The organism is Microvirga splendida, from assembly GCF_016427565.1.
Lineage (GTDB): Bacteria > Pseudomonadota > Alphaproteobacteria > Rhizobiales > Beijerinckiaceae > Microvirga > Microvirga splendida.
On sequence record NZ_JAELXT010000048.1, the window covers coordinates 1 to 26,895 of the forward strand.

Here is a 26,895-nt window from a genome sequence, read left to right on the forward strand (position 1 = left end):
TCGTAAAGCGTGTCTGGGGCATGGAGATCCTCCTGCTTCATACAAGAAGTGCTCTCCATTTTTCCGAAACAAGACCAGGCTATGGGCGGGAATCTTGTAACCCGCGGGGGTTTTCAGCCGGGCCGTGAATGGACCCGCCTTATTGAGATTTCCGGATAGCACCGTGATCTGTGCCCCTTTTGGCAGCACCGGTGGAGCCGCCTCCCATTGGAGTTGGTCTGCCCTCATGGCGTGACCTGCTTTCTGACCTTGCGCTATCACGGTGCCCGTGGCGGCAAGAAGCAACGCAGTGGTGAGCATGAGTGACCGCATGGCAAAGCTCGCTCTTAGAGTGTGCTGAACCGGATAGGTCTATTCGACCTGGGCCAACCATCAAGGCCGGGAGAGGCTAGATGGGACCATGCCTTGCTGATGCGGCCCCTGAAGCCGCTCCCGGTCTGCCGTTCGTGGGTAAACCGCTACGCTGAGGCCCGTCCGGATGCCGCAGCGATCATCGCGGCCAAGTTCGGAGGTGGCTCCATGCTGAACCTCCTTTCCGAGAGATGTACCAACCTTGTTAGGACCAGTACGCTGCCAAGGGCAGCACAGAAATGCTCTGCCTTTCCGGATGCGCTGTCAAGAACGACAATGCCGTGCCAGCGGGCCGGGTGCAGGTCCTCTGGAAAGGAATTACTTGATGGTGTTCCAGATATCTGTGGCGAGTTTCCAGTCGGCGCCGACCTTCTCCCAGACGACGACGTACTTGCCAGCGATCTCCTGTGATTGCGACCCTTTTGTTCGCAGGGAGAAGGTCCCGATCTCACGAGCAGCGTTGCTTCCGAGCGGCTTCACATCCACCGCTGTCAGCTTGATGTCGCCAATCTGCTCGGCGGCGGATTTCCAGAATGCCAGGATCGCATCCCTGCCCATTACCATCTCGGCTCCGGGTGGCAGCACGGTCGCATCCTCAGTGTAGTGAGCGGCGACTGCCGGGATATCGCCAGTGTTGAAGGCTCTGGCGAATTGATCGTTCAAGCTCTGAATGGTTGCCTTGTCCTGCGCCATGGCAGAAACCGGCAGACACAGACAGGTGGCAGTAAAAAGAACGTGGGTGCGCATGATGTCCCTCCGCGCAGTCAGGAGCGAGATCACGATATCACTCCAAGCCCACACTTTCATCGAAGCCCTGTTTCTATTCAGGTTGAGTGGCTCGCTGAAAAGAGAAGAACCCGATGAGGGGAAGGCTCGTATGAGACGGTCGAAGAAGGCAGATCGCCTTGATGCAAGCTTGATGGATCGGGCGGGCTCAATCACCGCCTGCACCCGACCCTGGGCCCATTAGGCGGATGGCTCCGTGCCGGAATCGGCCCTCCGCGTGTCAGGCAGGACGACCACCGGGGTTCCGACCGGGACGCGGCTATACAGGTCGAGGATGTCCTGATTAAGCATGCGGATGCAGCCGCTCGACACCGCCTCACCGATCGTGTCGGGCTCAGTCGTGCCGTGGATCCTGTACAGTGTGTCGCGGCCGTCTTGGAACAGGTAAAGCGCCCGCGGTCCCAGGGGATTGTTCAGGCCCGCAGGCATGCCGCTCGCCCAGCGCCGGTTGCGCTCGGGATCGCGCTTGATCATCGCCGCGGTGGGCGTCCACCGGGGCCATTGCGCCTTGCGGCCCACCTGTGCTCGTCCGGCCCACTTCATGCCGTCGGCGCCGACGCCGATGCCGTATCGCATGGCACGCCCGTTCTCCCGCACGAGGTAGAGATAGCGGTTGGCCGTATCGACCACGATAGTGCCGGGCTTTTCCGAGGTGTCGTAGGCGACCTCCTGCCGGAGAAACTGCGGATCGACGGTCGAGATGTCGGTGGCCGGGAGCGGGAATTTCTCTTCCGGCTGCGGCCCGTACATGGCGACGTAGATCGGATGCGGCGCCTTGAGAGCGGCGTCCTGAGGCGTCTGCGTCGAAACGCAGCCCGCCAGGGTCAGCGCCAACAGCGTGATCCCGATCAGCGCAAGGTGCATAGACGGGTTCTGGCGGGAAGGGAGACGGAAAGGAGACATGGGATGAGCTTGCTTTTTGGCAGGAGGTTATGGGGATGGCACCGCGCGCCCATACCCGCCCGTTGCACCGCACGGATCCCTGACGGTATGCCGTTGCGGTTCACGATCGCGGATAGGCGCAGCCGGAGCGGCGCGCACGTCAGGTGGAGGCGAGGTTCAGTCCGGTGGCCGTGTGCCCTTGGCTTACAGGGCGTGCTGGCTGCCACCGGACGGGGGTGCGCAGACCGGGAAGGCCTGGCGTCGGTGCGCACGAGGATGGCGTGGGGAAGGCATGATCAGGCTCCGAAAAGGCTCCGCACGCGGATAGCGCGCGAGCCCCCTCTGTCATTGGCCTGAGAGCTTCATCGCAGCCGACTCGATCGGCGGCGACTTACACCGTGGGCGGGAGCAGGACGCTCCGCTTTTCAGAGTGTTGCACTGGCAAGCGGTCCTCGGTGCCTGAGAGTTTCCGGGGCGGTTGCTCCTTCGGCGGCCAGCACGCTGGCTCTCTCCCGCTTGCAGTGGTTCGAACCTAAGCCAGTTTAGGGCAGAATTGTGAAGCTTAGACGCGCCCCTCACCTCTTCCTGCCGATCCGAGCAACATAGCGCCGCCCTGTTGCGGGAAGGGCACAGATTGCAAGGCCGTTGCGATGTCATCAGGGAGATCGTCAGAGGTCGATCTCGTCACGCGTGCGCCCAGCTCGTGGCCGATAACGCGGCAGGGACCAATCCCAGCGTAGCGCCGCTGCTCGGATCGCGAAGGCAGCCAGGAAGCCGCCGGCCAGCGCGTATTCCCGCGCGATCCCAGCCAAAGCTAGGGCGACGAAGATCGCCGCTCCGCCGAGCGCCGCCGACACATAGATCTCGCGGCTGAGAATGATCGGGCTCTCGCCACCGAGCACGTCCCTGACAATGCCGCCGAACGTGGCCGTGATCACGCCCATGGCAACGGCAACGATAGCACCGGCCTCGACCAGCAGCGCCTTCTCGGCCCCGGTCACAGCAAACAAAGCCATGCCAACCGCGTCGCACCACAAGAGGAGCTTGAGGCGGGATTGTGGAATATGGGCGAGGAAGAACGTCGCGCAGGAGACCAGCACGCAGGTGACCAGATAGACTGGCTCCCGCACCCAGAACACCGGCAGCGCATTGATGAGGGTGTCGCGGATCGTTCCGCCGCCGATCCCAGTGGCGGTGCCAAGCAGCACGAAGCCGACCAGGTCCATCTGCTTGCGCGAGGCGACGAGCGCCCCAGTGATCGCGAAGACCACGATCCCGAACCAGTCGAGCAGCGCAGCGAAGGTGTCGAACATCTCAGGTTTCCGTCAAGAAGGGCGCCATCAAGGGCAGACGTCCAGATGGACCCGTTAGCAAAGCCGGTCCTCGCCTGGAACGAGCCGCCTGACCGGCGCCGCATTCTGCCCGAAGGCGCAAAAAGCCAAACGTCGTCATCAGGCTGCGGGACTCGTCGAGGGTCGTCCGAAAACAGCGAGCATCCAGCTTAGCGGGAAGCGCCGACGATGAGAAAACCATCATGACAACTTCCCTGGAGCAGGCGCGGCGAACCACCTGTTCCAGTGCCCGTCCAGTCGCCGATTTGGTACGGTCGTCCCTCCGGCCGCTCGCCTCATGAACAGCGGTGCAGTCGGGGAACACTGAACCTTTTTGGAAGCCCAGCAGAGTTCGTTGCCGAACGTGATCGCCGGCGTTGGATTTGACGGCGGCCCCGACCTGTTCACGATCCCATAGAAGAGTGCCGCCTGATGAGACTTTCCCGACACTTCATCACGGCTCGAGAGGGCATTGGCTCAAGTCTCGCGCGGCAGGGCCGTGTAGACCCGCACGATGAACTGATGGAACGCGGCCATGTACGAGCGCAGGAACTCGGCCGTGGACTCGTTGGTGACCTCGCCCTCGTCCGTGATCAGCCCGGGCTTGAACTGGATGTAGGCCTCCGGCGCATTCATCTGCGGCGAGTTGCAGAAGCTGAGCACGCTGCGCAGGTGCTGCTGCCCGACCGCCGTGCCGATGGCGCCCGGCGAGGTGCCGATTACCGCCGAGGGCTTGCGGGTGAAGGAGTTCTGGCCGTAGGGGCGGCTGGCCCAGTCAATGGCGTTCTTCAAGGCACCCGGGATCGAGCGGTTGTATTCGGGCGTGATGAACAGCACAGCATCAACAGAGGCGATGGCGTCCTTGAACGCGCGGGCGACCGGCGGGAAGTCGGCGTCGTAGTCGTAGCTATAGAGCGGCAGGTCCTTGATCGGGATCTCGGTGAATGAGAGATGCTCTGGGGCGAGACGGATCAGCGCCTTCGAGAGCTTGCGGTTGATCGACTCCTTGGCGAGGCTGCCGATCAGATAGCCAACCTTGAACGTGGTCATGGCATGCTCCTGGGTTTATCGAACTGGGATTGGATCCGGCATGGGGTGAGCCCTGATGACAACCTCTTTCAACGGGACGTGGTTGTGTCTGGTCGCCAGGTTGACGGACTCTACTGATCTCACGCGGCCTCCTTCCGAGGATCAGCCAGAAAGCGCCCGAAGGGCAGCGCCGGCCCGAGCGGCACGATTCCAGTCGGGTTCAGGCTCTTGATCGAGTAGTAGCCGCGCTTGATGTGATCGATATTGACGGTGCCGGCCACGCTGGGGATGGTGAGCATCCGCTCCAGATGCGCGCTCAGGTTCTTGTAGTCGGCGATCCGGCGCAGGTTGCACTTGAACAGGCCATGATAGGCCGCATCGAAGCGCACCAGCGTGACGAACAGGCGGATGTCGGTTTCGGTGAGCCGGTCGCCAAACAGGAATGCCTTGCCGTCGAGCCGCTCCTCCAACTCGTCAAGCATGCCAAACACCTCCCTGAACGCCTCCTCGTAGGCCTCCTGCGTCGTGGCGAAACCAGCACGATAGACCCCGTTGTTAAGGCGCGGATAGATTCGGTCGTTCAGTGCATCGATGTCAGAGCGCAGATCCTCCGGATAGAGATCGAAAGTGTCATCGGCGAGATCACCGAAGCCGGAGTTGAACATGCGCACGATGTCGGCGGACTCGTTGTTGACGATGGTCTGGCGCTGTTTGTCCCAGAGCACGGGAACCGTGGCGCGGCCGCTGATGGCCGGATCCGTTTTGGTGTAGATCTCGTGCAGGTAGGTGGCGCCGTTGAGTTCATCTTGGTTCGAGCCGGGATAGTCGCCGAAACGCCAGCCCTGGTCAGTCAGGGCTGGCTCGACCACCGAGACCGAGATCACCTGCTCGAGCCCCTTGAGCCTGCGGGCGATCAGCGTACGCGAGGCCCAGGGGCAGATGAGGGCGACATAGAGATGGTAGCGACCGGACTCGGCCTCGAAGCCACTATTCCCGGTCGGGCCAGGGCTGCCGTCCGGTGTGATCCAGTGGCGGAAGCTCGACATCTGCCGGACGAAGCCGCCCTTGGCGTCCTTGGCTTGTACCGGCTGCCAATCGGCCGTCCATTTGCCATTCACGAGCATGGCGTCGTCTCCTCGGACATGTCGCACCCGGCGATCAATTCCGTCTGTCTGTGCGTGTTAACGTGCAAGGCTGTCTTCCGCTGCCAGCGAGGCTGCAATGAAGGCCTGCGCCATTGCGGCTCCCTCGGCCGAGATCGTATGTCCCAGGCCGGGAAAGAGCTGGCTGTCGATATCGAGACCGTAGGCCTGCAGGGTGGCGCGGGCTTGACCCATCTCCGTGGCCGGAACGACGCCATCGGCCGCGCCGTGAAGGAGCAGCAGCTTGGTGCCATGAGCTGGCTGGATCGGCGGCGGTGAGGCAAGGCGGCCTGAGAACGCGACGCCGGCGGCGACGGGCCAACGGCCCGAGGCGACCGCATCGAGCAGCATCATCGAGCCTTGGGAGAAGCCAACGAACACGACCCGGTCGAGCCGGTGCTCGAAGTCATGGTGTTCAAGCTGGGTGCGGATGATCTGATCGAAGGCCGGGCGTGCCGCCGCAATCCGTTCGGGACGGTTTTCGTCCGTAACACCCGCAATGGAGAACCACTGTCGGCCTGGGCCATGCTCGAAAGCGAACGCCCCATCCGGCGCAGCAAACACTGCCCCTGGCAGCAATGGACGCCAGGCGTCGGCCAACCCCATCATGTTCTGGCCATCGCTGCCGACGCCGTGCAGCAGGATGACAAGGGCGTCGGCGTGAGTGCGCGAGTCCATCTCGCTCTCCTTATCGTTGATCGCAGGTCAGCGGCTGACCAAGGTAATCGGCGTGCCCCAGGGATCGCGCAGCGGCAGCCGCGAGCGGCCGGCCTCGGTAGCCTGCTCCGGCGACAGGCGGGAGCGCACGGCGTCGAATATGTCTGCATTGGTGACGAGTTCGACCTCCGCCAGTCCGGTCGTCGGCTCCGAGCGCACGGGTGCGCCCCGGCTGTTCCAGATGTTGGTACCAATGTGATGGTGATAGCCCCCCGACGAGAGGAAGGTTGCCCCAGGATAGCGGCATACCACGTCGAGCCCGAGCAGGCCCGCATAGAAGCGATCAGACAGATCCAGCGCCCCGACTTGGAGATGAACGTGGCCGATCAGCGAACCGTCCGGCAGGCCAGCCCAGTCGCGGGTCTTGGCTGTGGCCGCCAGGCCGTTGAGGTCGAGCTGCAGGGTAGCCATTTCAACCATGCCGTCGCGCCAAGCCCAGGTCTCGCTTGGCCGGTCCCAATAAACCTCGATCCCGTTACCCTCCGGATCCGCCAGATAGATCGCCTCACTGACGAGGTGGTCCGAGGCACCTTGGAGGGGCGCACGCTGCTCGGCCGCGTGAAGCAGCCATTGCGCGAGATCGATGCGGGACGGCAGCAGGAAGGCCGTGTGGAACAGGCCTGCAGCCCGCGGACTGGCGAGTGGAGCGGCCGGGTTGTGGCGCAGCTCCAGCAGCACCGTTTCGCCCACGCCCAGGCGGGCGAAGCCAGCCCCGGTCTCGATGGGGGCGAGACCGATGACCTGCTGGTAGAAACGGCTGACGGTGTCGAGATCACGCACGGTCAGGGCAACCGTGCCGATCCGCACCGGCGCACCCGCCGATGTGACGCCGGCGGTTGTGGTGCGGGAGGCGGCGGGGCGGCCGGCAAGGCTCCCCGCCAGGAAGGCTCCGGATGTGGTCATGAGCGTGCGCCTCGTGAGCATGCAGTTACGGAATCAGCGGGCGAAGGCAGCGCGGGCAGCAGCGCCAGGGGTCGGCTTCAGTGCATAGGCGCCATCGCCGAGCAGAGCCACTGCGAGCAGGCCGACGATCCACAGCGCCAGGAATTCCCAGCCGCCGTTGGCATTGGTGAAGAAGAAGCCGGCAGGACCGTGCACGGTGACAATCGCGCCGAGCAGGACCGGGATCAGGCCTAAGGCCACGATGCGGCTGTAGACGCCGGCGATCAGGGCAAGGCCGCCGACGACCTCCGTGAGGATCACGAGATAAGCGAGAGCGCCGGGCAGGCCGAGGCTGCCGAAGAACTGCACAGTGCCGGCGGGCGTGAAGACGAACAGCTTCAGGCCGGCATGGGCGAGGAAGAGGATACCGAGGGCCACACGGAGCGCGGTGGCGGCATAGGGAGCGGTGCGGGTGTCAATCATGGGTGGTCTCCTGGTGGAAAGGACATCCCCGATATGCCTCTGTCTATCGGGTTTGATAATCCGGTCGCCTGGGTTAACACTTCATACCAGTGGGGTGAGATCGATGCTGGACCAAGTGACCGGAATGCAGGTGTTCGCGCGGGTGGCCGCACTCGGCAGCCTGTCGGGTGCGGCCCGCATGCTGGGGATGTCCCAAACCATGGCCACCAAGCACATGGCGGCCCTGGAGGAGAAGCTCGGGGTCAAGCTGCTGCACCGGACAACCCGCAAGGTCACTCTCACCGAAGCAGGGCGGCGCTACCTGGAGAGTGTCGAGCGAATCCTCGCGGAATTGGCAGAAGCGGAAGCGGCTGCGGCAGCCGAGCGGGTCGAGGTGACGGGCACCCTGCGCGTGAACACCCCTGTGTCCTTTGGGGTGCGCGAACTCGCGCCGCTCATGACGGAGTTCTCCCGGCTGCATCCGGCGCTCACCGTTGACATGGGGCTCAACGACCGTGTGGTCGACCTCGTCGAGGAGGGCTGGGATGTCGCGGTGCGGATCGGGCGCATTCACGACCAGACCCTGATCGCCCGTAAGCTTGCCCGCTGTCGCCTCCTGGTCGCCGGTTCGCCCAGCTATCTGGCCGAGCGGGGCACGCCTCGTAGGGTCGCAGACCTCTCCTCGCACAACTGCCTGGGCTACACCCTCTCGACAGCGCTGGGACCCCATCATTGGTCGTTCGGCCCAGATGGCTCAGTGACTGTTCCGATCAAAGGAAACTTTCAAGCCAGCAATGGCGATGCGCTGGTGGCGGCAGCCCTGGCCGGCCAGGGCCTGATCTACGAGCCGACCTTCCTGCTCGGCGACGAGATTCGAACCGGCCGGCTCGTGGCGCTGACCTTGGATCATCCGACGATGGAACTGCCAGGGGTATTCGCCGTCTATGCCAGCAACCGGCGTCCCCCCGCCAAGGTGCGCGCCTTCATTGATTTCCTGGTGCAACGACTTGGTCCTGCTCCTCCGTGGGACCGTGACTTGGGTCTTCCTGGCTGATGACGGCAGGGACCGAAGCAGTCTTGTGGCGCCACAGACCGATTCTGCCCGACATCCGCAGCATCTGAACTTTCCCTCCGGCATTTGGCCAGCGTCTACTCTCGCGCTGCCCAGTGAGGCGCTCTTGTCACAGGCACACCTTGTGTTTTGGGATCCGCTCACTGGGCGCTCAAAGAGATCCTTGGTCCTCGAAGTTGGTCTCGACGACGCCCGGCAATCCGACCATGCTGCTGGCGTATCCAACAGCGGGGGAAGGCTCTTGCGATGATGGCGGTGATCTTTGAGGTGTGGCCCGCTTATGGGCGTAAGGACGACTATCTCACGCTGGCTGCTGCCCTGCGGGCCGAAGTTGAGAAGATCGATGGCTTCATCTCAGTCGAGCGCTTCGAAAGCCTGTACGAGGAAGGCAAGCTCCTGTCGCTGCAGTTCTGGCGCGATGAGGAGGCCATCCAACAATGGCGCAACCATCTCCAGCATCGAAAGGCCCAGGCGCTCGGCCGGCAAGAGATGTTTGCCGATTACCGCCTGCGCATTGCCGAGGTTGTGCGCGATTATGGGCCAAAGGATCGAGCCCAGGCCCCGGCTGGGTTCGATTCATTGTGATGAGGGCTGGCGCGAATAGTCGACAGGCCCATCGTCAGCGAAGCAACATGGGATCCACTGAAACCGCTCGCTTGAGCGACCGCAGCGCGAAGGTGGAGCGGGAGTGGCGAATGCCCGGGATCCGGTAGAGGCTCTCGCGCAGGAACCTCTCGTAATGCTCGGTCCCGGCAACCGCCACCTTGACGAGATAGTCGTAGTCTCCAGTCACAAGATGCGCCTCGATGATCTCCGGGATTTCGGCAAGAGCCTGGCCGAACTGCTCCAGCACCTTCTCGTCATGCCGGTCGAGCGTGACCTCGACAAAGACCACGTTCGGCACACCGATGATCTTATGGTCGAGGACGGCCACATAACCTTCGATCGCGCCGCAGGCTTCGAGGCGCTTGACTCGGGTCCAGCAGGGTGATTGGGACAGCCCGACCTTTTCGGCCAGTTCACTCATGGTGAGCCGCCCATCGGCCCGCAGCGCCGACAGGATTTTCCGGTCCATCCGGTCGAGAGCAGGGGCCCTATCATTGGCCTGATTTTCAGAATGCTTGTTCTGTCTCATCGTTCATTTGCCAGATTTTATTCTGCGATATAACCGAAGCGCTTCAATTGCAGCAAAATTTACTCGCCAAATTCAGCTAATATTTTCTCCCAGAGATTGACGTTCCGGAGGGAGATATGTCGGGAGAGCCCATGCGCACTGTCATGGTTGATGCTGCGCTGAATGACACGCACGATGGTCTGATCCGCCTTCTCGGCGATACGCAACGCTTCGGGTTCGGGCTTGAGGCCTTGACGCTCAGGAGCGGAACGGAGCCCACAGCCGTGGTGGCGATCACCCTCTCCGTCCCCGCCCGAATTGACCCACAGCTTGTGGCCGCGCGCTTGGCGCGTCACCCTGCGGTGCGGAGCATCCATGTCCAGGAGATTGAACAGGTCAGCCCAGCTGACCTCAGTCCGATGGCCGCGTGAGGGAATGCATCGGCCGTTCCCGCCGGCAGATTGTACGGAGGCCGCCCCTGCACAATGGTGCTGGAGACCGCATGATCGGCAGGAGTTCCCAGGAAGTCCTGCTGCACCAGGGTAGCCTTGACGAGCGAGGCGACTGCCGCACACTCCAGCCTGTCTCCCCCAGAATAGGAAGAGACCACAGATGAGCGTCCAACCGGAAGCCTTCAGTCTTCATGTGCCTGAGACGGCGCTCACGGATCTGCGGGAGCGCCTGTCACGCACGAGGCTTCCGGACCAGTCGCCAGGAGAGCCCTGGGCGTACGGCACTGATGTGGCCTACATGAGCACCCTCGTGGAATACTGGCGCGATCACTTCGACTGGCGCGCTCAGGAGGCGAGGCTCAACACGTTTCCACAATACAAGGTCCGGCTCCACGCCATCGATCTGCACTTCCTGCACGTGCCGGGCAAGGGTCCTGATCCCCACCCTCTCCTCCTTTCCCATGGCTGGCCCGGATCCGTGTTTGAGTTCCTCGAGTTGATTCCACGCCTCACCGACCCGGAGCGATTTGGAGGCGACCCCGCCGATGCGTTCACGGTCGTTGCCCCTTCCCTACCCGGCTATGGTCTGTCGTTCACGCCCGGGCAGCCGCGGTTTGGGGTTGAGGCGATTGCGGATTGCTTTGCCGAGTTGATGAGTGGGGTGCTGGGCTATGAGCGCTTTGCAGCCCAGGGCGGCGACTGGGGCTCGTTTGTTACCGCCCGTCTTGGCTACGCCTACCCGGAGCGCCTGTCTGGCATTCATCTCAACATGATGCCGGTCCGGCGCGACCCACAGATGCTGTCCAATCCGACACCCGAGGAGAGCCGTTATCTGGAGGAGCTTCAAGTCTGGCTGAAAGAGGAGACCGGCTATCAGTGGATCCAGGGCACTCGGCCCCAGACGCTGGCGTTTGCCCTGACGGACTCCCCCACCGGGCTGGCAGCCTGGATCGTGGAGAAATTCCGGGCGTGGTCGGACTGCGGCGGAGACATCGAAGCGGTGTTCTCCCGGGATCACCTCCTGGCGAATATCAGCCTCTATTGGTTCACGGGCGCGATCGGCTCGTCCTTCTGGCCCTACTATGCCCGTATGCACGGGCCTTGGCCGATCCCGTCAGGAGAGACTGTAACGATCCCGACCGGCTACTGTGAGTTCCCGCGCGAGATCCTGCGGCCGCCCCGCTCCGTTGCCGAGCGGACGTTCACAAATATTCAGCGCTGGAGCATGATGAAAAGGGGAGGACATTTCGCTGCCATGGAGCAGCCGGATGCTTTGGCAGCTGAAGTCCGGGAATTTTTCAGGCCTTTGCGTCGAGCCTGACAGAATTGTGCGTAGGCTCAATAGGTCATGAACTGCGGGGGCTCTGACAATGTAATGAAGGCATTGAGCAATAGTCAGGCATGGGAGGGAGAACCCCTGAGCGCACGTGCGAAGCTACGCGCCGGATTCAGTGTGACCGAGTTCCAGCCGATGCCGAATCGACGAGACTCGATGTTGTTGATCTCCGAGCAAGGGCTCGAATGCCACTTCGCAAATCGGGTTCTTGAGAACTACACTGGCGCACTCGCGTCGGCCCGGAGAGCTCTGATCATGCTACGCGTATTGTCGGCTCTTTAGCAATTAGGTCTTAAATGGCTGAACCACCGTCCGCAAACACTCCTGATGTGATCACAATTGACGGGAGGATGGTTGAACGGATCATACAACAGACCAACCACCCCGGATCCGTTCGAGTAACTCTGGACGAGATCGCGGACCAGCTTCAGTGGATGCGTGAACACTATCTCTACGTGTCACGACTCCGCGCGACCGTGCCGATGAATGAGCTTCAGCAGTCCTTGAGGGCACTCGATCGTGCCCTCCATGAGGTGCTCAGGACGATACCGCCCACGGGCAGTCCTCATCTCGAAGCAATCATTGCTGCATTCGAGGCGGCCGATTTGGAGGGTTTCGAACAGGGAGGCCAACTTCAGGTCTTGCAGGCTCTCGCCACGGCCGTCCAGCGAAACACCCGTCATGTTCACACACGTAGCAGGGAATTTGTTGCGCTTGACGCGCATGACAGAGACAGATGGTCAGTAGGTACGCCGGCTCAACGCAAGTTTTACCACCTGTTTCGGACCGGTAAGCCACTCTCGCCAGTTCAAGATACATTGCTCCTCTTTGTGCCGGATCTGTACGAGAAGGTTTATGGCGAGGTGTTCGCCTACAGCGGCCGCACTGGACCAAGCATCCGCTTTGCCTATGCGATATCCCGTGAGCTCGATTTTCGAAAAGACACCAAAGGGCAGCGTATCCTCCTTACCACCCAGCAGATCTCGAGCCTGTTCATCAATCATCTCCGCCCCACTCCGGCTCGACCCAGCGGATCCGCCAAGAAGCCTACGTTGTAGTTTGGCTCCGCTGACACGGATATTTACCATCTGGCTCAATTGATCAAACGGCAGCCAATCTCCTGTTTCGAAACCAAACGGGAGATATGGCATGGCAGGAGGCATAATCGAGCTCAAATTGGCCGCTCACTGCGCGCCGAATTTGCGCAATGCTGCAGCGACCCGCACTTTCTGGCCAGCGCTTCACAACCGAGGTCTCCGACAGCCTGGAACATGTTTTGTAGTTCCACCGAATGGTGGCCGATGGGCTGATTGGTGCTCCCTCGAACTCTCCGCACGGGGAGTGCAGGCATGAAACTACGAATGTCACCGCCTGAAGAGCTGCCACCAGGCATCAGCCCCGACTACCCGTTCTTTGCCGAAGACGGCTTGGCTGCGTATGAGAACGGCTACTCGATAATACCTGTTCGGCCCGGTACCAAGCAGCCCCTCAAAAGGGATTGGACGCGTGCCTGCCGCCAGCGCCTAGCGCCAAGCCGCATAGCCGATTGGGTATCCGAGAAGGCTGGGATGCTCAGCGTCGGCTTAGCCTGCGGTTGGATAACGGCTGCGATCGACATCGATCATCCTGATCAGGCCATGGTCGACCAGATCGAGGCTCTTGCCACAACGGTTCTCGGAGAGTCCCTCCTCGTGCGAACGGGCCAGGCACCGAAACGCGCCCTGATCTATCAGGTGCGAGGCGGACCAGTTGCAAGTCGATCCGTCCGGGGTGTCCTTGATGTCATCGGCAAGGGCAAGATGCTGGTGATCTACGGCTTCCATCCATTGACAGGCAAGCCTTACACCTACCGCGGCCCGAGCCCCTCGCGCTTGCCGGTCGGCCAGCTCCCAGCCGTTGATCAAGAGCAGGTGGACGAGTTCGTGAGTCTCGTAATCACGTTCCTTGGCCAGCAGGCTGCGCCATCGACACCAGCGGGCCGTCATTTGAGGCCTTCGGGAGCTCCGCCCCATGATAGGCGCAAGCAAGAAGCCGACAGAGATGATCATGAGGATGCTGGACTGGTGATCGACGGTCGAGAGCGCCTGCTCCGCGATCTCGTCTGGCGGATCTATCTCTACGGAGAACGTCGTCCGACCGTCATCGCTGAGAAGGCGTGGGCGGAATTCGAGCGCCGTGCGGACCAGATCAGGGGCAAGCGCGATGGTCCGGATCCATGGACCTATGACGACGCACTCACGAAGGCCGAGGAGGTCGTTCGCCGCCAGAAGCTGCCCGACCATTACCAGCCGCTCCCTCATGAAGCCGACGGCTTCTGGACACCTGAGCGCAAGACCGCGTTCGACACCCTTGTCGCCGCCACAGCCGCTTTAGGACAGCTTTCACCCACTGCTGTGCGTGTGTCCGGTTCGATGTTGCGCTATGTGACAGGCGATAGCAGCTGCTTTGCAGCCGTCAATACACTCGCAAGCCACCTCAAGGTCAATCGCGTGACCGTGAAACGCGCCCGCGCAGACCTCTTGCGGCTTGGGTTTTGGATCTGCCGTGATCGCGTCGGAGGGCGGCACAAGCAGGCTCATTACGAGCCCAATCGAAACCTCGTCGAGTAATCACCTCGCGTCTGACCCGTATTGGGAAAACGGCCACCGAAAAGGGTAGCCGTTTTCGCTCCCCGAATCCGTTTGTGTAAGGATATAGAGACTGCGCTTGCGATCCGGTCCGCAGCCGCCCGGGCAGGATCATGTTCGATCTGCGCAAGCGCTGTGTGGTTCGGGAGTAACGCTGCCCTAGCAAGGCGCCGATCACGGGCAGGCTGTTACCAGATTCCGCGCCCGCGTTCGCCACGAATGACTTAGATCGTGGAGTCTTACGCTGGTTAGTCCGGTCTGGTGACGGAGCCGCTCCCAAATCTTCTGTCGCCCAACAGTGTGAGTACCCGGTTTCTCTTCCAGCGAGACGTAAGGGCCATTACGACCCGTGACAGGCCTGCGAGGGAGCGCTGGTAGCTAAAAGGCTGCCTCCCGCGTCGTCGAAGTCTGCGCGTTTGTTCGCTTACTTGCAGTCGCTCAGGATTGGGATCTTTGCAAGTTCTCGCGAGAGGGCAGTTACTTCGAATTCGCCATAACGATCAGCTACAGATCGCCGTGCGTGCCCAACTATCGCATCTACGATGTCGGGTGCCAACCCATGTCGTCGGCCCAAGGTCCGCATGCGGTGTCGCCAACTGTGATTCGGCTGGAGGCGCGGATCTGTGATGCCCAACGCCCTCACCCAACGACCCAATTGCTTTGTCCCTGTGCCGCCTCTTCGCCCAAATTTGTCAGGCCGTAGCCCTGAAAAGAGCGGCCCGGCACGAACGCTCTCGACAAAGCTCAGGAATCCTTCGTCTATAAGAGCCTGATGCAGCGGGACAGTTCGCTCTGCATTGACTGTCTTTAGCGAGCCAGCTTCGGGCACAAGGCGCATACACCAGATGTCGTCGACCAGGACGATATCCTCGCGCCGAAGCTGACAAACCTCAGACAGGCGTGCCCCCGAGTAAGCGCACACCCAAGGCACCCAACGGCGAACCGGGTTCGTCTCCGACCGCGCTGCCTTGAGCACGACCGCCGCCTCCTGATCGCTGAAGCTCCGCTTCTGAGTGCCCGCTGCTGCCTTCACATCGACGGTGATGCGTTCGGCGGGGTTGGATGGAAGCCGGCGGTTGTCAACCGCCCAGCGCAGAACCGCCCTGACGGGTGCGATCTTGGCGTCGCGGATGGTCTTGCCGTGCAGCCCACTCGCGATCATCTGCGCCTTCCAGCCGACGAGATCATCCGGGGTCAGCCTTCCGGCATCGTCGTGGCTAAGAAAGGCAATGAGCTGTTTAAAGATCCGTCGCCACTCGTAGAGGGTCTTAGGCGCAGGCTTGTTTTCGGCAGCCCACCCAGTAACGAGTTCCTCGAACGGGATCGGTTTTCTTACATCCTTCTTCCGGAGAGGGATGGCCGCCGCCGACGCGAGCGGGGACTCGTCATCGACCCGGCCCTCAGCGTAGCTCTCCAAAGTGAGGCTGGCCCGCTGGATCGCTGCGGCGACGGCCTTCTCTAGCCTTGTCCGGCTGCGCTCATCGACCATCAGCCCTCGCGCCTGCAAGATCTCGTCCGCCGTCCGCCGACACCAATCCTCCTGGTTTCGGACTTGGACCTCATCCATGTCGAGGCGGGAGAGATAGTCTGCGGACAGTAGCTGGTTGGGATCGGGTTGCCGCCACATCTGGTCGGCAATGTCGGTTCGCCAACTTTTCTGTTCCTCTGGAGTGTCTCGGTAAACGGCGAGCCACCGGTCATGGGCGAAGCTCGACAATTCCCGGATGTCTTCGAGCGCCAGGGTTTGAGGCCCGGCACGAAGGTTGGCCCACTGAGCCTCCAGCTCTGACAGGATTTGCAGGTGGCGCGTCTTGGCTTCCGCGGGATCCCGCGTTTCCAAACTTCGGCTCACCTCGGCTTTGCCCAGGATGGGCACGAGGTCCTTCGGCACGCGCTTGCGGAGCCAGAAAATACCGGTCTTGGGATGCTTAAACGGACGGGACATCAAAAGGACCATGTGGGGCACCCGGGTGTAGCACTCGGGCAACGCTAAGTACATGATCCTACTGAATTTCTTTCAACATCAATCACTTAAGAAGTGATTGGTGCCCAGGAGAGGACTCGAACCTCCACGGTGTTACCCGCTGCTACCTGAAAGCAGTGCGTCTACCAATTCCGCCACCTGGGCCTGCCTGTTCGGCGAGGCTTCGTTTACGGTGGTTCTGGCGGCGCGTCAATCGCTGAAAATGCGTCAGATGCGCATTCTTCAGCCTGCACCTCTTCACAGGGCAGCGGCGTTTGACTAGACACGTTCGAAATTTCACACCCAAGCTCTGGATCAAGGCCTTATCCGGGCAGGAGAGTTTCATGATCGGTGCCCTTCGCACGCCTGAGCAGCAAATCGTCACCGTCTTCGGCGGATCGGGCTTCCTGGGCCGCTACGTGGTGAGCCTTCTCGCCGAGCGCGGCTACCGGGTGCTGGTGCCGACCCGGCAGCCGAACATGGCGAATTTCCTTCCCCTTGGGAAAGTGGGTCAGATCCACCCGATCCACGCCAACCTGCGCCATCCCGATTCGGTCGCCCATGCGGTGGCCAAGGCCGACCACGTGATCAACCTGGTCGGCATCCTGCAGGAGACGGGCCGCCAGCGCTTCGACACGCTGCAGGCCAAGGCCCCGGCGATGATCGCGGAGGCCGCCAGGAAGGCCGTGTCCATCACCCATGTCTCGGCGATCGGCGCCGATGCCGGGTCCGAATCCGCTTATGCGCGCTCCAAGGCCGAGGGCGAGGCCGCGCTGCTGCGGGTGCGCCCGGATGCGGTGATCCTGCGGCCCTCGCTGCTGTTCGGGCCGGGCGACAATTCCTTCAGCCGCTTCGCGACGCTCGCCCGCATGCTCCCCGTGCTGCCGCTGCCGGGCGCCGACACCCGCTTCCAGCCCGTCTATGCCGGCGACGTGGCGGCCGCCATCGTGGCGGCGGTGGACGGCCGGGTGCCGACCGGCCGGGTCTATGAGCTCGGCGGCCCCGAGATCCGCACGCTGCGCCAGATGATGGAGTTCGTCTTCGAGGTCACGGAGCGCAAGCGCGCCATCGTGCCTGTGCCGGCCAACCTGGCGCGGACCATGGGCGGCGTCCTGGGCGGCGTCGACTGGCTGACCCTCGGCCTCATGCCGAACGAGCTCGTCACCACCCGCGACCAGGCGATCCTGCTTGAGAGCGACAATCTCGTCTCCGAGAGCGCGGCCAGCGAAGGCCGCACGCTCCAGGGTCTGGGCATCAGGCCCACCACCATTGAGGCCATCGTGCCGAGCTACCTGGTGCGCTTCCGCAAGACCGGCCAGTTCGACCTCAAGCGCAACGCGCCTCTGAGCAGCGTGCCGGACCTTCTGGCGAGCCGCTCAGGAGGGGCCGAATCCGACTTCCACCCCGATCGGGCCGTCGGCCCGGGGACCAGCCAGTCGGCGCAGCGCGGCGGAGCCTGAGAGGCTGAAGAGGCCGAGGTTTCAGGCCTTGCCGATCGGCGCGCGGTCTTCCCGGCCGACCGGCGTCCACGCGGTCCGGCCATGGGTGAGCTTCTTGTGCAGGTGAACCATCATCACGGCGCCGAAGACCGGCGTGATGAGGTTCACTACCGGCACGAGCACCAATCCCGCCAATACGGCGCCGGCAGCCAGCACCGTGCCGCGATGTTCGACGCGCAGGCGCGCCACGTCCTCCGCGGGCCAGAAGCGGCCCGCCGCCAGCTCGAAATATTCGCGCCCGAGCAGGTAGGCGTTGGCGACGAAGAAGGCCCCGATATTGATGCCGGGAATGAAGAACAGCAGCAGGGCGACGAGATTCACCAGAAGCGACAGGCCGGCGAAGCGGATGCCGTAGAGAATGGCCTTGCCGAAGGGCAGGGCCCGACCCGACGGATCGGCCGGATAATCCTTGCCCTCCACCACCTCGGCGACATCGTCGAGGAAATAGCCGGCCACGATGGCCGAGACCGCGGGCAGCAGATAGATCAGCGCCACGAAGAGCCCGAAGCCCGCGAGGAAGAACGCGAAGCTGTCGATGATCGGATAGGTGGCGCTGAGATCGTGGTTGGTGAGGAAGATGTCGAACAGCTTCGTCAGGCCGAGCCAGACCAGGACGAGCAGAGCCAGCGTCAGTCCAATCGATTTCCAGAGGATGCGCCGCAGCGCGGGCGAGAAGACCTCGCGGGCCGCCGCGAAAACCGATTGGATCAGCATCTGTCGTTCGTCTCCTGGAGAGCTTATCGCCACGCTTGATGGACAGCGCGGAGCTTACTTATGAACGAACGCGCCGCAAAGCGAGAGGTGGAGAGTTCCGTGTCGCTGGAAATCACGTCGTCGGCCAGTCCCGCTGCCAATCCCGATGTGGTGGTCGTCGGCGCGGGAAGCGCCGGCATCGCCGCCGCGCGACGGCTTCTCGCAAGCGGAGTAACGGTCACCGTGCTGGAGGCGCGGGATCGCATCGGCGGGCGCACGCTCACGCGGCCCTTCAAGGGCCACCCTGTCGATCTCGGTGCCCATTGGCTTCATGCAGGTCCGATCAACCCGCTGGTGAGGTTGGGCTTCGCGCGGCGCGAGCCCCTGCGCCGGGCTCCCGTCGACGGGCATGTCTTCGTGCGGGGCCGTCCGGGGAGCAGGGCCGAGAGCGCGGCCCTCGACCGGGCCTTCGCCATGGCCGACCGGGCGATGACTCAAGGCGCGAAGGCCCGCGAGGACCAGCCCGCGTCGCGAGTCCTGCCGCCGATGGGGCCGCAGGGCCGGCGGGTCGCCGCCATCCACGGGCTCGTCTCGGGACGCCCCCTCGACGAGGTGAGCCTGCACGACTTCCCGAGCATGGAATATGCGGACAATCTCTTCATCGCAGGCGGGCTCGGTGCCTATGTGGCGAGGCTCGCCCGCGGGCTGCCGATCCGCCTCGGTGCCGCCGTTCACTCCGTCGATTGGTCGCGGCAGGGCGTCAAGGTCGAGAGCAGCGCCGGAACGCTCCACGCAAAGGCCGTCATCGTGACCACCCCGATGGCCGTGCTGCAGCAGGATGCGGTCCGCTTCGCCCCCGCCCTGCCGAAGGCGGTCGAGCAAGCGATCCACGGCTTCACGCAAGGCGTGTACGAGCATGTGCTCCTGCACTGGCCGGACTCGCCGTTTCGCGGCGCCGACCGGCTCGCCAGCCTCACCGGCACGCACCGCGAGCCGCCGGGGCTTCTCACCTGCATCGACAACACGCCGTTCCATTTCTTCGAGCTCGACCAGCCGGCCGCCGCCCGCTTCGACCGGCGGGACGCTCATGCGCCCTATCGTTATGCACGGGAGGTGCTGGCCGAGCATTTTGGCCATCGCGCCATCCGCAATCTCACGGCCCTGCACAGCACCGCCTGGCGCAACGATCCCTGGTCGCGCGCCTCCTGGGCCGTGGTGCCGCCGGGGCTCTACGCCATTCGCGATAGACTCAAGGCTCCGGTCGGCGAGCGGATCTGGTTTGCCGGCGAGGCGCTCTCGCGGGCCCAGTGGGGCACGGCGGGCGGCGCCTGGGAGGAAGGCGAGCGGGCGGCCGGGGAGGTCGTGGCCGGGCTTACCGGTCTTCGTTCTGCAGGCTGAGATAGGTGGAGGTGAACTCGCCCACCTTCTTCAGCCGCTCCCAGTCGAGAATGGTCAGTGCATCGCCCTGGAAGCGGATCAGCCCTTCCTTGCGCAGCTCCTGCAGCACCCGGTTCACGTGGACGGTCGAGAGCCCCAGCGTATCGCCGAGCTCCGCCTGCGTGATGGGAAGCTGGACCATATCCCCCTCGGCGCGGCCGACGGCCTTGAGGCGCAGATAAAGTTCGCAGATCAGGTGCGCCATGTGGGCGGTGGCAGACAGGCGCCCCATGGCGGTCAGCCATTCCCGGTGAATGGCGCCGTCGATGAGCGTATTGAGCCAGAGCATCCGGGTGAGATGCGGGTATTCGTCGGTGATTTTTTCCAGCGTTACGTGCGGAACGGCGGCGATGCGGCAGGTGGTGAGCGCCAGAACCCCGTGGTCCATCGTCTTCAGCAGAAAGCTGTGCAGGTCGAGGAAGTCGCCGGGAACGTGCAGCGCCGAGATCTGGCGCCTGCCGTTCGAGACGATCTTGTAGCGGGCCGCGAAACCATCCAGGAGCAGGGAGCTCTCGTTCGGGCGATCCCCTTCCCGCACGATATCCTCATCGGCCTCGACGATACGAACCCTCGTGATCGCACTCTCCAGCACCTTCTTCTCATCGTCGGAAAGCCGGTCGCGCTGTTCGAGCTTCAAGATCAGGGGGTTGGTCATACGGGTCATTGCTAGGGGTAGGAACGGCCCTGTTCTGGCCAAACTCCGTTCTTAGCCGCACTCACATATGTTTATGCTCGAGTTTGATTTTGGTTTCGCAATGTCGCGGCCCACACCTTCACGTCCTCGTGGGATCGCGAGGCCGGTCATGCGATTTGCTCATGAACCAGGCAGGGTGTTCGGGCTCTATCGAGCTTAAGCCAGCAGGGACTGGATCACCTTCGTGGGGGCCTGCTCGCCGTAAGGCTTGGCGATGAAGACAGCCTCTTCGGGAAGGTGGCCGCTTTCCGGCCTGAAATGACCCGACGTGACGACCACCGAAATATGGGGCCACTCGCGGCACACGAGGCATGCGAGTTCGAGGCCGTTCATGGAACCCGGCATCTGCACGTCGGTGAAAACAACCCGGATGTCGCTGCGGCGCCTGAGCACCTCCTGGGCGGCCTGGGCATTGGCGGTTTCGATCACCTCGAACCCGGCATCCGTGAGGGCGTCGGCGGTTGCCATCCGGACGAACAGCTCGTCCTCGACGAGAAGCACCACAGGTCGCGGGAGGATCGAAGGGCCGTTCATCAGGACTGATTTGCTCGCGACAGAGGTTCGGGCCGGAGGAACGTGGATCGGCTCACGCGATTCATCCCGATTAACATATGTTATCGGTGCCTCAGGGCAAGGGATAACCCGTGCAGAAAAGCAGACGACGCCTGAAACGCCGCACTCTCCGGTGGAGAAATCCCGTCAGAGCATGCTCGGCAGCACGCGATCCGGCGGCTTGTGACCGTCCACGAAGGCGCGGATGTTGACGATCACCTTCTCGCCCATGGCGACGCGGCCCTCATGGGTGGCCGAGCCCATATGGGGCAGCAGCACCACCTTGCCCTGCTTGGCGAGCCGCACGAGGCGCGGATTGACGGCGGGCTCCTCCTCAAACACGTCGAGACCCGCGCCGGCGATGGCGCCGGCTTCGATGAGCTTGGTGAGAGCACCCTCGTCGATGATCTCGCCGCGGGCCGTGTTCACCAGAAGCGCATCGGGCTTCATGAGCTTGAGGCGCCGCGCGGAGAGCAGGTGATAGGTGGCGGGCGTATGCGGGCAGTTCACGGACACGATGTCCATGCGCGCCAGCATCTGATCGAGGGATTCCCAGTAGGTCGCCTCGAGCTCGGCCTCGATCTTCGGCGGCACGTGGCGGCGGTTGTGGTAGTGGATCGACAGGCCGAAGGCCTTGGCGCGCCGGGCGAGCGCCTGGCCAATGCGGCCCATGCCGACGATGCCGAGGCGTTTGCCCGTGATGCGCCGCCCCAGCATCCAGGTCGGCGACCAGCCGGCCCAGTCCCCGTCGGGGATGACGCGGGCGCCCTCCGGGAGGCGGCGGGCCACCGCCAGGATCAGCGCCATGGTCATGTCCGCCGTGTCCTCGGTCAGCACGCCCGACGTGTTGGTCACGGTGATCCCCTTGGCCACCGCGGCCGAGACATCGATGTTGTCGACGCCGTTGCCGAAATTGGCGATGAGCTTCAGGTTCGGCCCGGCCTGGTCGATGAGTGCGGCGGTGATCTCGTCGGTGATGGTGGGAACCAGCACGTCGGCCGTCCTGACGGCGTCGACGAGCTCCTCCTGCGACAGGGGCTTGTCCTCCAGGTTGAGGCGCGTGTCGAAGAGTTCGCGCAGGCGCGTCTCGATCACGTCGGGCAGGCGGCGGGTGACAACGACCACAGGTCTTTTTTTCATCGGCTCATAGGCCCCCAGCACTGAAAAAACCGCGAATTTCAGAGAGTTTCACGCTCTCTTAACCCTGACCCGGCAATCAAAGGCGACGACCCGCCGCGTGGCGGTGTCCGTCAAGCTTCTCTACCAGAGCCTGCCATCCAAGACAAAGTCATGATCGGGGGAACCATGCGCAAGATCGTCCTTGCCCTTGCTGTTGTCAGCCTGAGCGCCGGAACGGCCCTTGCACAGCAGCCTCCCGGCGGACGCCTTGGCACGGGGCTGCCCGTACCCCGCTATGTCAGCCTCAAGACCGACCGGGTGAACCTGCGCGAGGGCCCCTCCAAGGACCACCGGACGGCCTGGGTGTTCCAGCGCGCGGGGCTCCCCGTCGAGATCATCGCCGAATACGAGACCTGGCGGCGCATCCGCGATTCGGAGGGCACCGAAGGCTGGGTTCTCCATTCGCTCCTGTCGGGACGCCGCACTGCCCTCGCCATGCCCTGGGCCAAGAGAGAACAGCCCCCGATCAGCCTGTTCGACCGCGCCGACGAGAAGAGCAGCGTGGTGGCCCATCTCCAGCCCGGCGTGATTACTAATATCAAGGGCTGCGACGGCAAGTGGTGCCGGGTGCTGATCGCCATGGACGGCGCCCGCGACGTGGACGGCTACATCCAGCAGGAGAAGCTGTGGGGGGTCTATCCCAACGAGACGGTCGAGTAGACCTTTACCGATTTCTCAACGATTGCAGGGCTAGAAGGCAACACCGTAACCCGATCCGCGGAAGCCTTATCCGATGACCCTGAACCTGAGTTTCAAGCTGCTCCCGATCTTAGGCATCGCCCTGGGCGTCGCCTCCCTGATCGTCCCCCGCTTCCTCAACGTCTTCGTGGCGATCTTCCTGATCGCCTACGGCCTGGTAGGCTACGGCTTCATCCGCTGAAAAACGGGACCTGCCTCAAACCACCCGGCGCCCGATGAGGCGCTGGCCGAAGACGTTGAAGGCGAGCCCGAGCACGATCACCGCCCCGCCGACCGCCTCGATGGGGTGCATGGCCTCGCCGAGGATCAGGGTCGAGCCCAGGATCCCGGCAACCGGTACGAAGAGCGCGAAGGGCGTCACCGTGGCGGCCGAGTGACGGGAGAGCAGATAGGCCCAGACCCCGAAGGCGAACACTGTGGTCGGATAGGCGAGATAGGCCACCGCCGCGAGCGTCCCGCCGTCCATGCGGGTCAGCGCCGCGACCACCGTGGCAGGGCCGTCGATCCAGAGCGACAGCCCCAGCAGCGGCAGCGGCGCCACCAGGCTCGACCACACGATGAAGCCCAGCATGTCGACCCGGCCAGCCCGCTTGGAGACGATGTTCGCCACGCCCCAGGCGGCCGAGGCCACCACCGTCATGAGGAAGGGCCCGGCGCCTCCGCCCGTCATCCGGGGCCAGGCGATGAGGACGAGGCCAAGGCCTGCGACGAGACCGCCGACGAGCTGATGCGGGCCGGGCCGTTCGTTCATCAGGAGGGCGGCGAACAGCACCGTGAAGAAGACTTGCGCCTGCATGACCACGGAGGCGAGGCTCGCCGGCATGCCGAACGCGATGGCGGCGAAGAGCAGGCCGAACTGGGCCACCCCGAGGAAGAAGCCGTAGGCCACGACGTTCTTCCAGCCCGTCTTCGGGCGCGGGATGAAGAAGACGGCCGGGACGGCGGCGAAGAGGAAGCGGAGCGCAGCCAGCAAGAGGGGCGGCGTGGTGCCGACCCCGAGCTTGATCACCACGAAACTCAGGCCCCAGATGACGGTGACCAAAAGGGCGGCGAGGCTGTGGCTGAGCGGCATCGAAACAACCCGGAGGCCGCTCTCGTGATTCGAGCGTGGTGGCTCAAGCGCCCTTGCGGCGCAGGCGGACGATCACCTCGACGCCGGCCACTTCCATGCCCTCGGGGGGCTGGGGCAGGTCGGCGACGCTGATCCCTGAGGAGGGCATGTCCACGAGCTCGCCCTCTTCCTCCAGGAAGAAGTGGTGGTGCTCGGTGGGGTTGGTGTCGAAATACGACTTGGCGCCGTCCACCGCGAGCTGGCGCAGGAGGCCGGCTTCCGTGAACTGGTGCAGGGTGTTGTAGACGGTGGCCAGCGATACCGGCACGCGGGCGCGGGTCGCCTCGTCGAAGAGCATTTCGGCCGTGATGTGCCGGTCGCCCTTGCCGAACAGAAGCCAGCCCAGGGACACGCGCTGACGGGTCGGACGCAGGCCCACGCGACGCAGCTTGTCCCGCAGCTCGGACACAGGGCAGCCCCTCCGGTGCGCCGGAGCGGTGGTGGACTCGATATAGGCGGACAAAGGATCGGTCATATCACGGAACTGAATGGACGAATGGGCGCTTCTACCATCACGATAATAGGAAAGCGAGAGGGTTGCCGCAAGGCTAGCCCCAGGCTCGCCGGGAGCGGCCTTTGGCACGGCAGGGTTCCCGGGCGATCGACGAGGAGCGAAGAATCCCGGCTCGGGTCCCTTTGATGCACGGCCAAGCCTGTGCTACCAGAGCCGCATCATGGCCCCGAGGCTTTCTTGAGGCCCCTTTTGAGACCCTAGGGAAAGGATCGGCATCCGGCATGGCCCGCCAGTCCAGCTTTACTTATGAAGAGCTTCTCGCCTGCGGGCGCGGAGAGTTGTTCGGCCACGGCAACGCGCAATTGCCGCTTCCCCCCATGCTGATGTTCGACCGCATCACCTCCATCGGCGAGGATGGCGGCGCCTACGGCAAGGGCCATGTGGTGGCGGAACTCGACGTGCGGCCGGACCTCTGGTTCTTCCCCTGCCACTTCAAGGGCGATCCGGTGATGCCTGGCTGCCTCGGCCTCGATGCCCTGTGGCAGATGACGGGCTTCTTCCTCGGCTGGGGCGGTTCGCCTGGCCGCGGCCGGGCGCTCGGCGTCGGCGAGGTGAAGTTCTCCGACCAGGTGCTCCCCACCGTCAAGAAGGTGGTCTACAGCGTCGATCTCAAGCGCGTCTTCCGCTCCAAGCTGGTGCTCGGCATCGCCGACGGCTGGCTCGAGGCCGACGGGCGCCGGATCTACGAGGCCAAGGACATGCGCGTCGGGCTGTTCCAGGCCGAAGCCCCGGCGGGCGGCTAGGATTCGCCGCGGCGCTGGCCACCGGGCCGGCGCCGCGCTCACATCCTGTTGACAAAGCCTGCTTTTTTCGAAAAACCGGCCTTGCTGCTCGGCGGCAGGAGCCCATGGTTTTCGCATCGTGCCGTCAACCATTCGCAGGCTCACGGTTGAGATTGAGCAGGGTCGGCCTTACGTCTCCGGGACAGGCCGGCAGTGGAAGGTCCTTGAGAAGAGGTAGGCTATGAGGCGCGTCGTCGTCACCGGAATGGGCATCGTGTCGTCCATCGGCAACAACACGCAGGAGGTGCTGGCCTCCCTGCGCGAAGCGAAGTCCGGCATCAGCAAGGCTGAGGATTTCGCGAAATACGGCTTCCGCTGCCAGGTGCAGGGCGCCCCGAGCCTGAACCCGGAGGAGATCGTCGATCGCCGCGCCATGCGCTTCCATGCCCGGGGCACGGCCTGGAACCACGTGGCCATGGATCAGGCGATCCGCGACGCGGGCCTTGAGGAGAACGAGATCTCCAACGAGCGCACGGGCATCATCATGGGCTCGGGCGGTCCGTCCACCCGCATCATCATGGAAGCGGCCGACATCACCCGCGAGAAGGGTCCCAAGCGCATCGGCCCCTTCGCGGTGCCCAAGGCCATGTCCTCCACGGCGTCCGCGACGCTCGCCACCTGGTTCAAGATCAAGGGCGTGAACTATTCCATCTCGTCCGCCTGCGCGACCTCGAACCACTGCGTGGGCAACGCCTACGAGATGATCCAGTACGGCAAGCAGGACGTGATGTTCGCCGGCGGCTGCGAGGACCTGGACTGGACCATGTCCAACCTCTTCGACGCCATGGGGGCCATGTCCACCAAGTACAACGACACCCCGTCCCGCGCCTCCCGCGCCTATGACGTCAACCGCGACGGCTTCGTCATCGCCGGCGGCGCCGGCGTGCTGGTGCTGGAGGAGCTGGAGCACGCCAAGGCCCGCGGCGCCCGCATCTACGGCGAGATCGTCGGCTATGGCATGACCTCGGACGGCTACGACATGGTGGCACCGTCCGGCGAGGGCGCGATCCGCTGCATGCGCATGGCCTTGGAAAACGTGCACAACCCGATCGACTACATCAACCCGCACGCCACCTCGACTCCCGTGGGCGACCAGAAGGAGATCGAGGCGATCCGCACGGTCTTCGGCTCCGGCGACAAGTGCCCGCCGATCTCCGCGACGAAATCGCTCACCGGCCACTCGCTGGGCGCCACCGGCGTGCAGGAGGCGATCTATTCGCTGCTGATGATGCAGAACGGCTTCATCTGCGAAAGCGCGCATATCGACGAGATCGACCCGGAATTCGCCGACATGAACATCGTGCGCAAGCGCGTCGACGATGCGAAGATCGACACCGTCCTGTCGAACTCCTTCGGCTTCGGCGGCACCAATGCCACACTCGTCTTCAGTCGTCACAACGGGTAATGCATCGTGCGGAAAAGTGGATCCGGTTTTCGCTGGCGCGGCCCGCTGGGTCCGGTCCCACACGATGCACAGTAAAAGTGGAGCATCGGATTGATCCCAAAAGTGGATTCCACTTTTGGGTCCGATGCTTGTCTTATGATTTTCCCGTCCTGATCGAGCAAGATGAGGACACCGCCAGCGGGTC

The 26,895-nt window shown here is 63.5% G+C and carries 29 protein-coding genes, 1 tRNA gene, 1 pseudogene and 1 riboswitch; of the genes and pseudogenes, 13 read left to right on the top strand and 18 right to left on the bottom strand.

The genetic code is table 11. The features are described 5' to 3' along the window. From JAO75_RS24700 to JAO75_RS23485, 9 genes are all read right to left on the bottom strand, one after another. Window positions 1-300 (bottom strand): cupin domain-containing protein (locus JAO75_RS24700; RefSeq protein ID WP_485020554.1); only part of this gene is annotated, 300 nt, incomplete at its 3' end. 369 nt (window positions 301-669) lie between these two features. Further along, on the bottom strand, window positions 670-1,098 hold the full coding sequence (locus JAO75_RS23450; protein ID WP_199051629.1) for a YybH family protein: 429 nt from the start codon (window positions 1,096-1,098) through the stop codon (window positions 670-672). Between the two features lie 219 nt (window positions 1,099-1,317). After that, window positions 1,318-2,001, bottom strand: a complete 684-nt coding sequence (locus JAO75_RS23455; protein WP_199051630.1) for a L,D-transpeptidase — start codon at window positions 1,999-2,001, stop codon at window positions 1,318-1,320. A 454-nt stretch (window positions 2,002-2,455) separates the two neighbouring features. Further along, a riboswitch (glycine riboswitch) is annotated at window positions 2,456-2,544 on the bottom strand. Window positions 2,545-2,687: 143 nt separating this feature from the next. After that, window positions 2,688-3,332 (bottom strand): trimeric intracellular cation channel family protein, encoded by a 645-nt coding sequence (locus tag JAO75_RS23460; protein WP_199051631.1) that lies wholly within the window; start codon window positions 3,330-3,332, stop codon window positions 2,688-2,690. A 495-nt stretch (window positions 3,333-3,827) separates the two neighbouring features. Next, window positions 3,828-4,400, bottom strand: a complete 573-nt coding sequence (locus JAO75_RS23465) for an NADPH-dependent FMN reductase (protein WP_199051632.1) — start codon at window positions 4,398-4,400, stop codon at window positions 3,828-3,830. A 119-nt stretch (window positions 4,401-4,519) separates the two neighbouring features. Next, window positions 4,520-5,503: a glutathione S-transferase family protein gene (locus JAO75_RS23470; RefSeq protein ID WP_199051633.1), complete on the bottom strand. Its 984-nt coding sequence runs from the start codon at window positions 5,501-5,503 to the stop codon at window positions 4,520-4,522. A 57-nt stretch (window positions 5,504-5,560) separates the two neighbouring features. Continuing rightward, window positions 5,561-6,199, bottom strand: coding sequence for an alpha/beta hydrolase (locus JAO75_RS23475; protein WP_199051634.1), 639 nt, complete (start codon window positions 6,197-6,199; stop codon window positions 5,561-5,563). A 27-nt stretch (window positions 6,200-6,226) separates the two neighbouring features. Further along, complete coding sequence (locus JAO75_RS23480; RefSeq protein WP_199051635.1) at window positions 6,227-7,141, bottom strand: VOC family protein; 915 nt, start codon at window positions 7,139-7,141, stop codon at window positions 6,227-6,229. Between the two features lie 33 nt (window positions 7,142-7,174). Beyond that, complete coding sequence (locus tag JAO75_RS23485; protein ID WP_199051636.1) at window positions 7,175-7,603, bottom strand: DoxX family protein; 429 nt, start codon at window positions 7,601-7,603, stop codon at window positions 7,175-7,177. Window positions 7,604-7,706: 103 nt separating this feature from the next. Between JAO75_RS23485 and JAO75_RS23490 the strand changes: the two genes are divergently transcribed. Both JAO75_RS23490 and JAO75_RS23495 read left to right on the top strand, forming a co-directional pair. After that, on the top strand, window positions 7,707-8,636 hold the full coding sequence (locus tag JAO75_RS23490) for a LysR family transcriptional regulator (RefSeq protein ID WP_199051637.1): 930 nt from the start codon (window positions 7,707-7,709) through the stop codon (window positions 8,634-8,636). Window positions 8,637-8,900: 264 nt separating this feature from the next. After that, on the top strand, window positions 8,901-9,239 hold the full coding sequence (locus JAO75_RS23495; RefSeq protein ID WP_199051638.1) for an antibiotic biosynthesis monooxygenase family protein: 339 nt from the start codon (window positions 8,901-8,903) through the stop codon (window positions 9,237-9,239). A gap of 34 nt (window positions 9,240-9,273) precedes the next feature. On the opposite strand, the gene JAO75_RS23500 is transcribed toward JAO75_RS23495, so the two are convergent. Next, complete coding sequence (locus tag JAO75_RS23500) at window positions 9,274-9,789, bottom strand: Lrp/AsnC family transcriptional regulator (protein WP_199051639.1); 516 nt, start codon at window positions 9,787-9,789, stop codon at window positions 9,274-9,276. 131 nt (window positions 9,790-9,920) lie between these two features. Here JAO75_RS23500 and JAO75_RS23505 point away from each other — a divergent pair, with 131 nt between their 5' ends. The 5 genes and pseudogenes from JAO75_RS23505 (at window position 9,921) to JAO75_RS25295 (ending at window position 14,165) form a co-directional block, all read left to right on the top strand. After that, a complete protein-coding gene (locus JAO75_RS23505; RefSeq protein ID WP_199051640.1) occupies window positions 9,921-10,199 on the top strand; it encodes a hypothetical protein in 279 nt (92 codons plus the stop codon). A 181-nt stretch (window positions 10,200-10,380) separates the two neighbouring features. Beyond that, the gene (locus tag JAO75_RS23510) at window positions 10,381-11,541 is read left to right on the top strand and encodes an epoxide hydrolase family protein (RefSeq protein ID WP_246742682.1); all 1,161 of its coding nucleotides are present in this window, start codon (window positions 10,381-10,383) and stop codon (window positions 11,539-11,541) included. A gap of 311 nt (window positions 11,542-11,852) precedes the next feature. After that, window positions 11,853-12,614: a hypothetical protein gene (locus JAO75_RS23515; RefSeq protein ID WP_199051642.1), complete on the top strand. Its 762-nt coding sequence runs from the start codon at window positions 11,853-11,855 to the stop codon at window positions 12,612-12,614. A 303-nt stretch (window positions 12,615-12,917) separates the two neighbouring features. Then, window positions 12,918-13,388 (top strand): annotated as a pseudogene (locus JAO75_RS25555) (bifunctional DNA primase/polymerase); the annotation flags it as partial. A gap of 231 nt (window positions 13,389-13,619) precedes the next feature. After that, window positions 13,620-14,165: a helix-turn-helix domain-containing protein gene (locus tag JAO75_RS25295; RefSeq protein ID WP_343234687.1), complete on the top strand. Its 546-nt coding sequence runs from the start codon at window positions 13,620-13,622 to the stop codon at window positions 14,163-14,165. Window positions 14,166-14,607: 442 nt separating this feature from the next. Here JAO75_RS25295 and JAO75_RS23525 read toward each other — a convergent pair whose 3' ends face one another. After that, window positions 14,608-16,140, bottom strand: a complete 1,533-nt coding sequence (locus JAO75_RS23525) for a site-specific integrase (protein WP_199051644.1) — start codon at window positions 16,138-16,140, stop codon at window positions 14,608-14,610. Window positions 16,141-16,226: 86 nt separating this feature from the next. Beyond that, window positions 16,227-16,311 (bottom strand) — tRNA-Leu (locus JAO75_RS23530). 179 nt (window positions 16,312-16,490) lie between these two features. On the opposite strand from JAO75_RS23530, the gene JAO75_RS23535 reads away from it, so the two are divergent. After that, window positions 16,491-17,606 carry a complex I NDUFA9 subunit family protein gene (locus JAO75_RS23535; RefSeq protein WP_199051645.1) on the top strand — a complete coding sequence of 372 codons (1,116 nt, stop codon included), beginning with the start codon at window positions 16,491-16,493 and terminating at the stop codon, window positions 17,604-17,606. Between the two features lie 21 nt (window positions 17,607-17,627). On the opposite strand, the gene JAO75_RS23540 is transcribed toward JAO75_RS23535, so the two are convergent. Then, complete coding sequence (locus JAO75_RS23540) at window positions 17,628-18,359, bottom strand: sulfate transporter family protein (protein ID WP_199051646.1); 732 nt, start codon at window positions 18,357-18,359, stop codon at window positions 17,628-17,630. A gap of 60 nt (window positions 18,360-18,419) precedes the next feature. On the opposite strand from JAO75_RS23540, the gene JAO75_RS23545 reads away from it, so the two are divergent. Then, a complete protein-coding gene (locus JAO75_RS23545) occupies window positions 18,420-19,736 on the top strand; it encodes a flavin monoamine oxidase family protein (protein WP_199051647.1) in 1,317 nt (438 codons plus the stop codon). On the opposite strand, the gene JAO75_RS23550 is transcribed toward JAO75_RS23545, so the two are convergent. The 3 genes from JAO75_RS23550 to JAO75_RS23560 all read right to left on the bottom strand — a co-directional run bounded on the left by JAO75_RS23550 (window position 19,711) and on the right by JAO75_RS23560 (window position 22,161). After that, window positions 19,711-20,430, bottom strand: coding sequence for a Crp/Fnr family transcriptional regulator (locus tag JAO75_RS23550; RefSeq protein WP_199051648.1), 720 nt, complete (start codon window positions 20,428-20,430; stop codon window positions 19,711-19,713). The two genes, JAO75_RS23545 and JAO75_RS23550, sit on opposite strands and share 26 nt — an antisense overlap. 195 nt (window positions 20,431-20,625) lie before the next feature. Further along, the gene (locus JAO75_RS23555) at window positions 20,626-21,003 is read right to left on the bottom strand and encodes a response regulator (protein WP_199051649.1); all 378 of its coding nucleotides are present in this window, start codon (window positions 21,001-21,003) and stop codon (window positions 20,626-20,628) included. Window positions 21,004-21,168: 165 nt separating this feature from the next. After that, window positions 21,169-22,161 carry a 2-hydroxyacid dehydrogenase gene (locus tag JAO75_RS23560; RefSeq protein ID WP_199051650.1) on the bottom strand — a complete coding sequence of 331 codons (993 nt, stop codon included), beginning with the start codon at window positions 22,159-22,161 and terminating at the stop codon, window positions 21,169-21,171. Window positions 22,162-22,326: 165 nt separating this feature from the next. On the opposite strand from JAO75_RS23560, the gene JAO75_RS23565 reads away from it, so the two are divergent. After that, window positions 22,327-22,860 (top strand): SH3 domain-containing protein, encoded by a 534-nt coding sequence (locus tag JAO75_RS23565; RefSeq protein WP_199051655.1) that lies wholly within the window; start codon window positions 22,327-22,329, stop codon window positions 22,858-22,860. Window positions 22,861-22,933: 73 nt separating this feature from the next. Next, a complete protein-coding gene (locus JAO75_RS23570) occupies window positions 22,934-23,080 on the top strand; it encodes a DUF3096 domain-containing protein (RefSeq protein ID WP_199051651.1) in 147 nt (48 codons plus the stop codon). 15 nt (window positions 23,081-23,095) lie between these two features. Here JAO75_RS23570 and JAO75_RS23575 read toward each other — a convergent pair whose 3' ends face one another. Next, a complete protein-coding gene (locus JAO75_RS23575; RefSeq protein ID WP_199051652.1) occupies window positions 23,096-23,971 on the bottom strand; it encodes an EamA family transporter in 876 nt (291 codons plus the stop codon). A gap of 43 nt (window positions 23,972-24,014) precedes the next feature. Beyond that, window positions 24,015-24,485, bottom strand: coding sequence for an iron response transcriptional regulator IrrA (gene irrA, locus JAO75_RS23580; protein WP_246742684.1), 471 nt, complete (start codon window positions 24,483-24,485; stop codon window positions 24,015-24,017). A gap of 260 nt (window positions 24,486-24,745) precedes the next feature. On the opposite strand from irrA, the gene fabA reads away from it, so the two are divergent. Beyond that, a complete protein-coding gene (gene fabA / locus JAO75_RS23585; protein WP_199051653.1) occupies window positions 24,746-25,267 on the top strand; it encodes a 3-hydroxyacyl-[acyl-carrier-protein] dehydratase FabA in 522 nt (173 codons plus the stop codon). Between the two features lie 220 nt (window positions 25,268-25,487). After that, a complete protein-coding gene (fabB, locus tag JAO75_RS23590) occupies window positions 25,488-26,711 on the top strand; it encodes a beta-ketoacyl-ACP synthase I (protein WP_199051654.1) in 1,224 nt (407 codons plus the stop codon). Window positions 26,712-26,895: the final 184 nt, after the last annotated feature.

Bases quoted from the DNA above. Each gene is read 5' to 3' on its own strand.
- JAO75_RS23450 (WP_199051629.1), bottom strand. From the start codon at position 1,098: ATGCGCACCCACGTTCTTTTTACTGCCACCTGTCTGTGTCTGCCGGTT.
- JAO75_RS23455 (WP_199051630.1), bottom strand. From the start codon at position 2,001: ATGCACCTTGCGCTGATCGGGATCACGCTGTTGGCGCTGACCCTGGCG.
- JAO75_RS23460 (WP_199051631.1), bottom strand. From the start codon at position 3,332: ATGTTCGACACCTTCGCTGCGCTGCTCGACTGGTTCGGGATCGTGGTC.
- JAO75_RS23465 (WP_199051632.1), bottom strand. From the start codon at position 4,400: ATGACCACGTTCAAGGTTGGCTATCTGATCGGCAGCCTCGCCAAGGAG.
- JAO75_RS23470 (WP_199051633.1), bottom strand. From the start codon at position 5,503: ATGCTCGTGAATGGCAAATGGACGGCCGATTGGCAGCCGGTACAAGCC.
- JAO75_RS23475 (WP_199051634.1), bottom strand. From the start codon at position 6,199: ATGGACTCGCGCACTCACGCCGACGCCCTTGTCATCCTGCTGCACGGC.
- JAO75_RS23480 (WP_199051635.1), bottom strand. From the start codon at position 7,141: ATGACCACATCCGGAGCCTTCCTGGCGGGGAGCCTTGCCGGCCGCCCC.
- JAO75_RS23485 (WP_199051636.1), bottom strand. From the start codon at position 7,603: ATGATTGACACCCGCACCGCTCCCTATGCCGCCACCGCGCTCCGTGTG.
- JAO75_RS23490 (WP_199051637.1), top strand. From the start codon at position 7,707: ATGCTGGACCAAGTGACCGGAATGCAGGTGTTCGCGCGGGTGGCCGCA.
- JAO75_RS23495 (WP_199051638.1), top strand. From the start codon at position 8,901: ATGATGGCGGTGATCTTTGAGGTGTGGCCCGCTTATGGGCGTAAGGAC.
- JAO75_RS23500 (WP_199051639.1), bottom strand. From the start codon at position 9,789: ATGAGACAGAACAAGCATTCTGAAAATCAGGCCAATGATAGGGCCCCT.
- JAO75_RS23505 (WP_199051640.1), top strand. From the start codon at position 9,921: ATGCGCACTGTCATGGTTGATGCTGCGCTGAATGACACGCACGATGGT.
- JAO75_RS23510 (WP_246742682.1), top strand. From the start codon at position 10,381: ATGAGCGTCCAACCGGAAGCCTTCAGTCTTCATGTGCCTGAGACGGCG.
- JAO75_RS23515 (WP_199051642.1), top strand. From the start codon at position 11,853: ATGGCTGAACCACCGTCCGCAAACACTCCTGATGTGATCACAATTGAC.
- JAO75_RS23525 (WP_199051644.1), bottom strand. From the start codon at position 16,140: ATGGTCCTTTTGATGTCCCGTCCGTTTAAGCATCCCAAGACCGGTATT.
- JAO75_RS23535 (WP_199051645.1), top strand. From the start codon at position 16,491: ATGATCGGTGCCCTTCGCACGCCTGAGCAGCAAATCGTCACCGTCTTC.
- JAO75_RS23540 (WP_199051646.1), bottom strand. From the start codon at position 18,359: ATGCTGATCCAATCGGTTTTCGCGGCGGCCCGCGAGGTCTTCTCGCCC.
- JAO75_RS23545 (WP_199051647.1), top strand. From the start codon at position 18,420: ATGAACGAACGCGCCGCAAAGCGAGAGGTGGAGAGTTCCGTGTCGCTG.
- JAO75_RS23550 (WP_199051648.1), bottom strand. From the start codon at position 20,430: ATGACCAACCCCCTGATCTTGAAGCTCGAACAGCGCGACCGGCTTTCC.
- JAO75_RS23555 (WP_199051649.1), bottom strand. From the start codon at position 21,003: ATGAACGGCCCTTCGATCCTCCCGCGACCTGTGGTGCTTCTCGTCGAG.
- JAO75_RS23560 (WP_199051650.1), bottom strand. From the start codon at position 22,161: ATGAAAAAAAGACCTGTGGTCGTTGTCACCCGCCGCCTGCCCGACGTG.
- JAO75_RS23565 (WP_199051655.1), top strand. From the start codon at position 22,327: ATGCGCAAGATCGTCCTTGCCCTTGCTGTTGTCAGCCTGAGCGCCGGA.
- JAO75_RS23570 (WP_199051651.1), top strand. From the start codon at position 22,934: ATGACCCTGAACCTGAGTTTCAAGCTGCTCCCGATCTTAGGCATCGCC.
- JAO75_RS23575 (WP_199051652.1), bottom strand. From the start codon at position 23,971: ATGCCGCTCAGCCACAGCCTCGCCGCCCTTTTGGTCACCGTCATCTGG.
- irrA (WP_246742684.1), bottom strand. From the start codon at position 24,485: ATGACCGATCCTTTGTCCGCCTATATCGAGTCCACCACCGCTCCGGCG.
- fabA (WP_199051653.1), top strand. From the start codon at position 24,746: ATGGCCCGCCAGTCCAGCTTTACTTATGAAGAGCTTCTCGCCTGCGGG.
- fabB (WP_199051654.1), top strand. From the start codon at position 25,488: ATGAGGCGCGTCGTCGTCACCGGAATGGGCATCGTGTCGTCCATCGGC.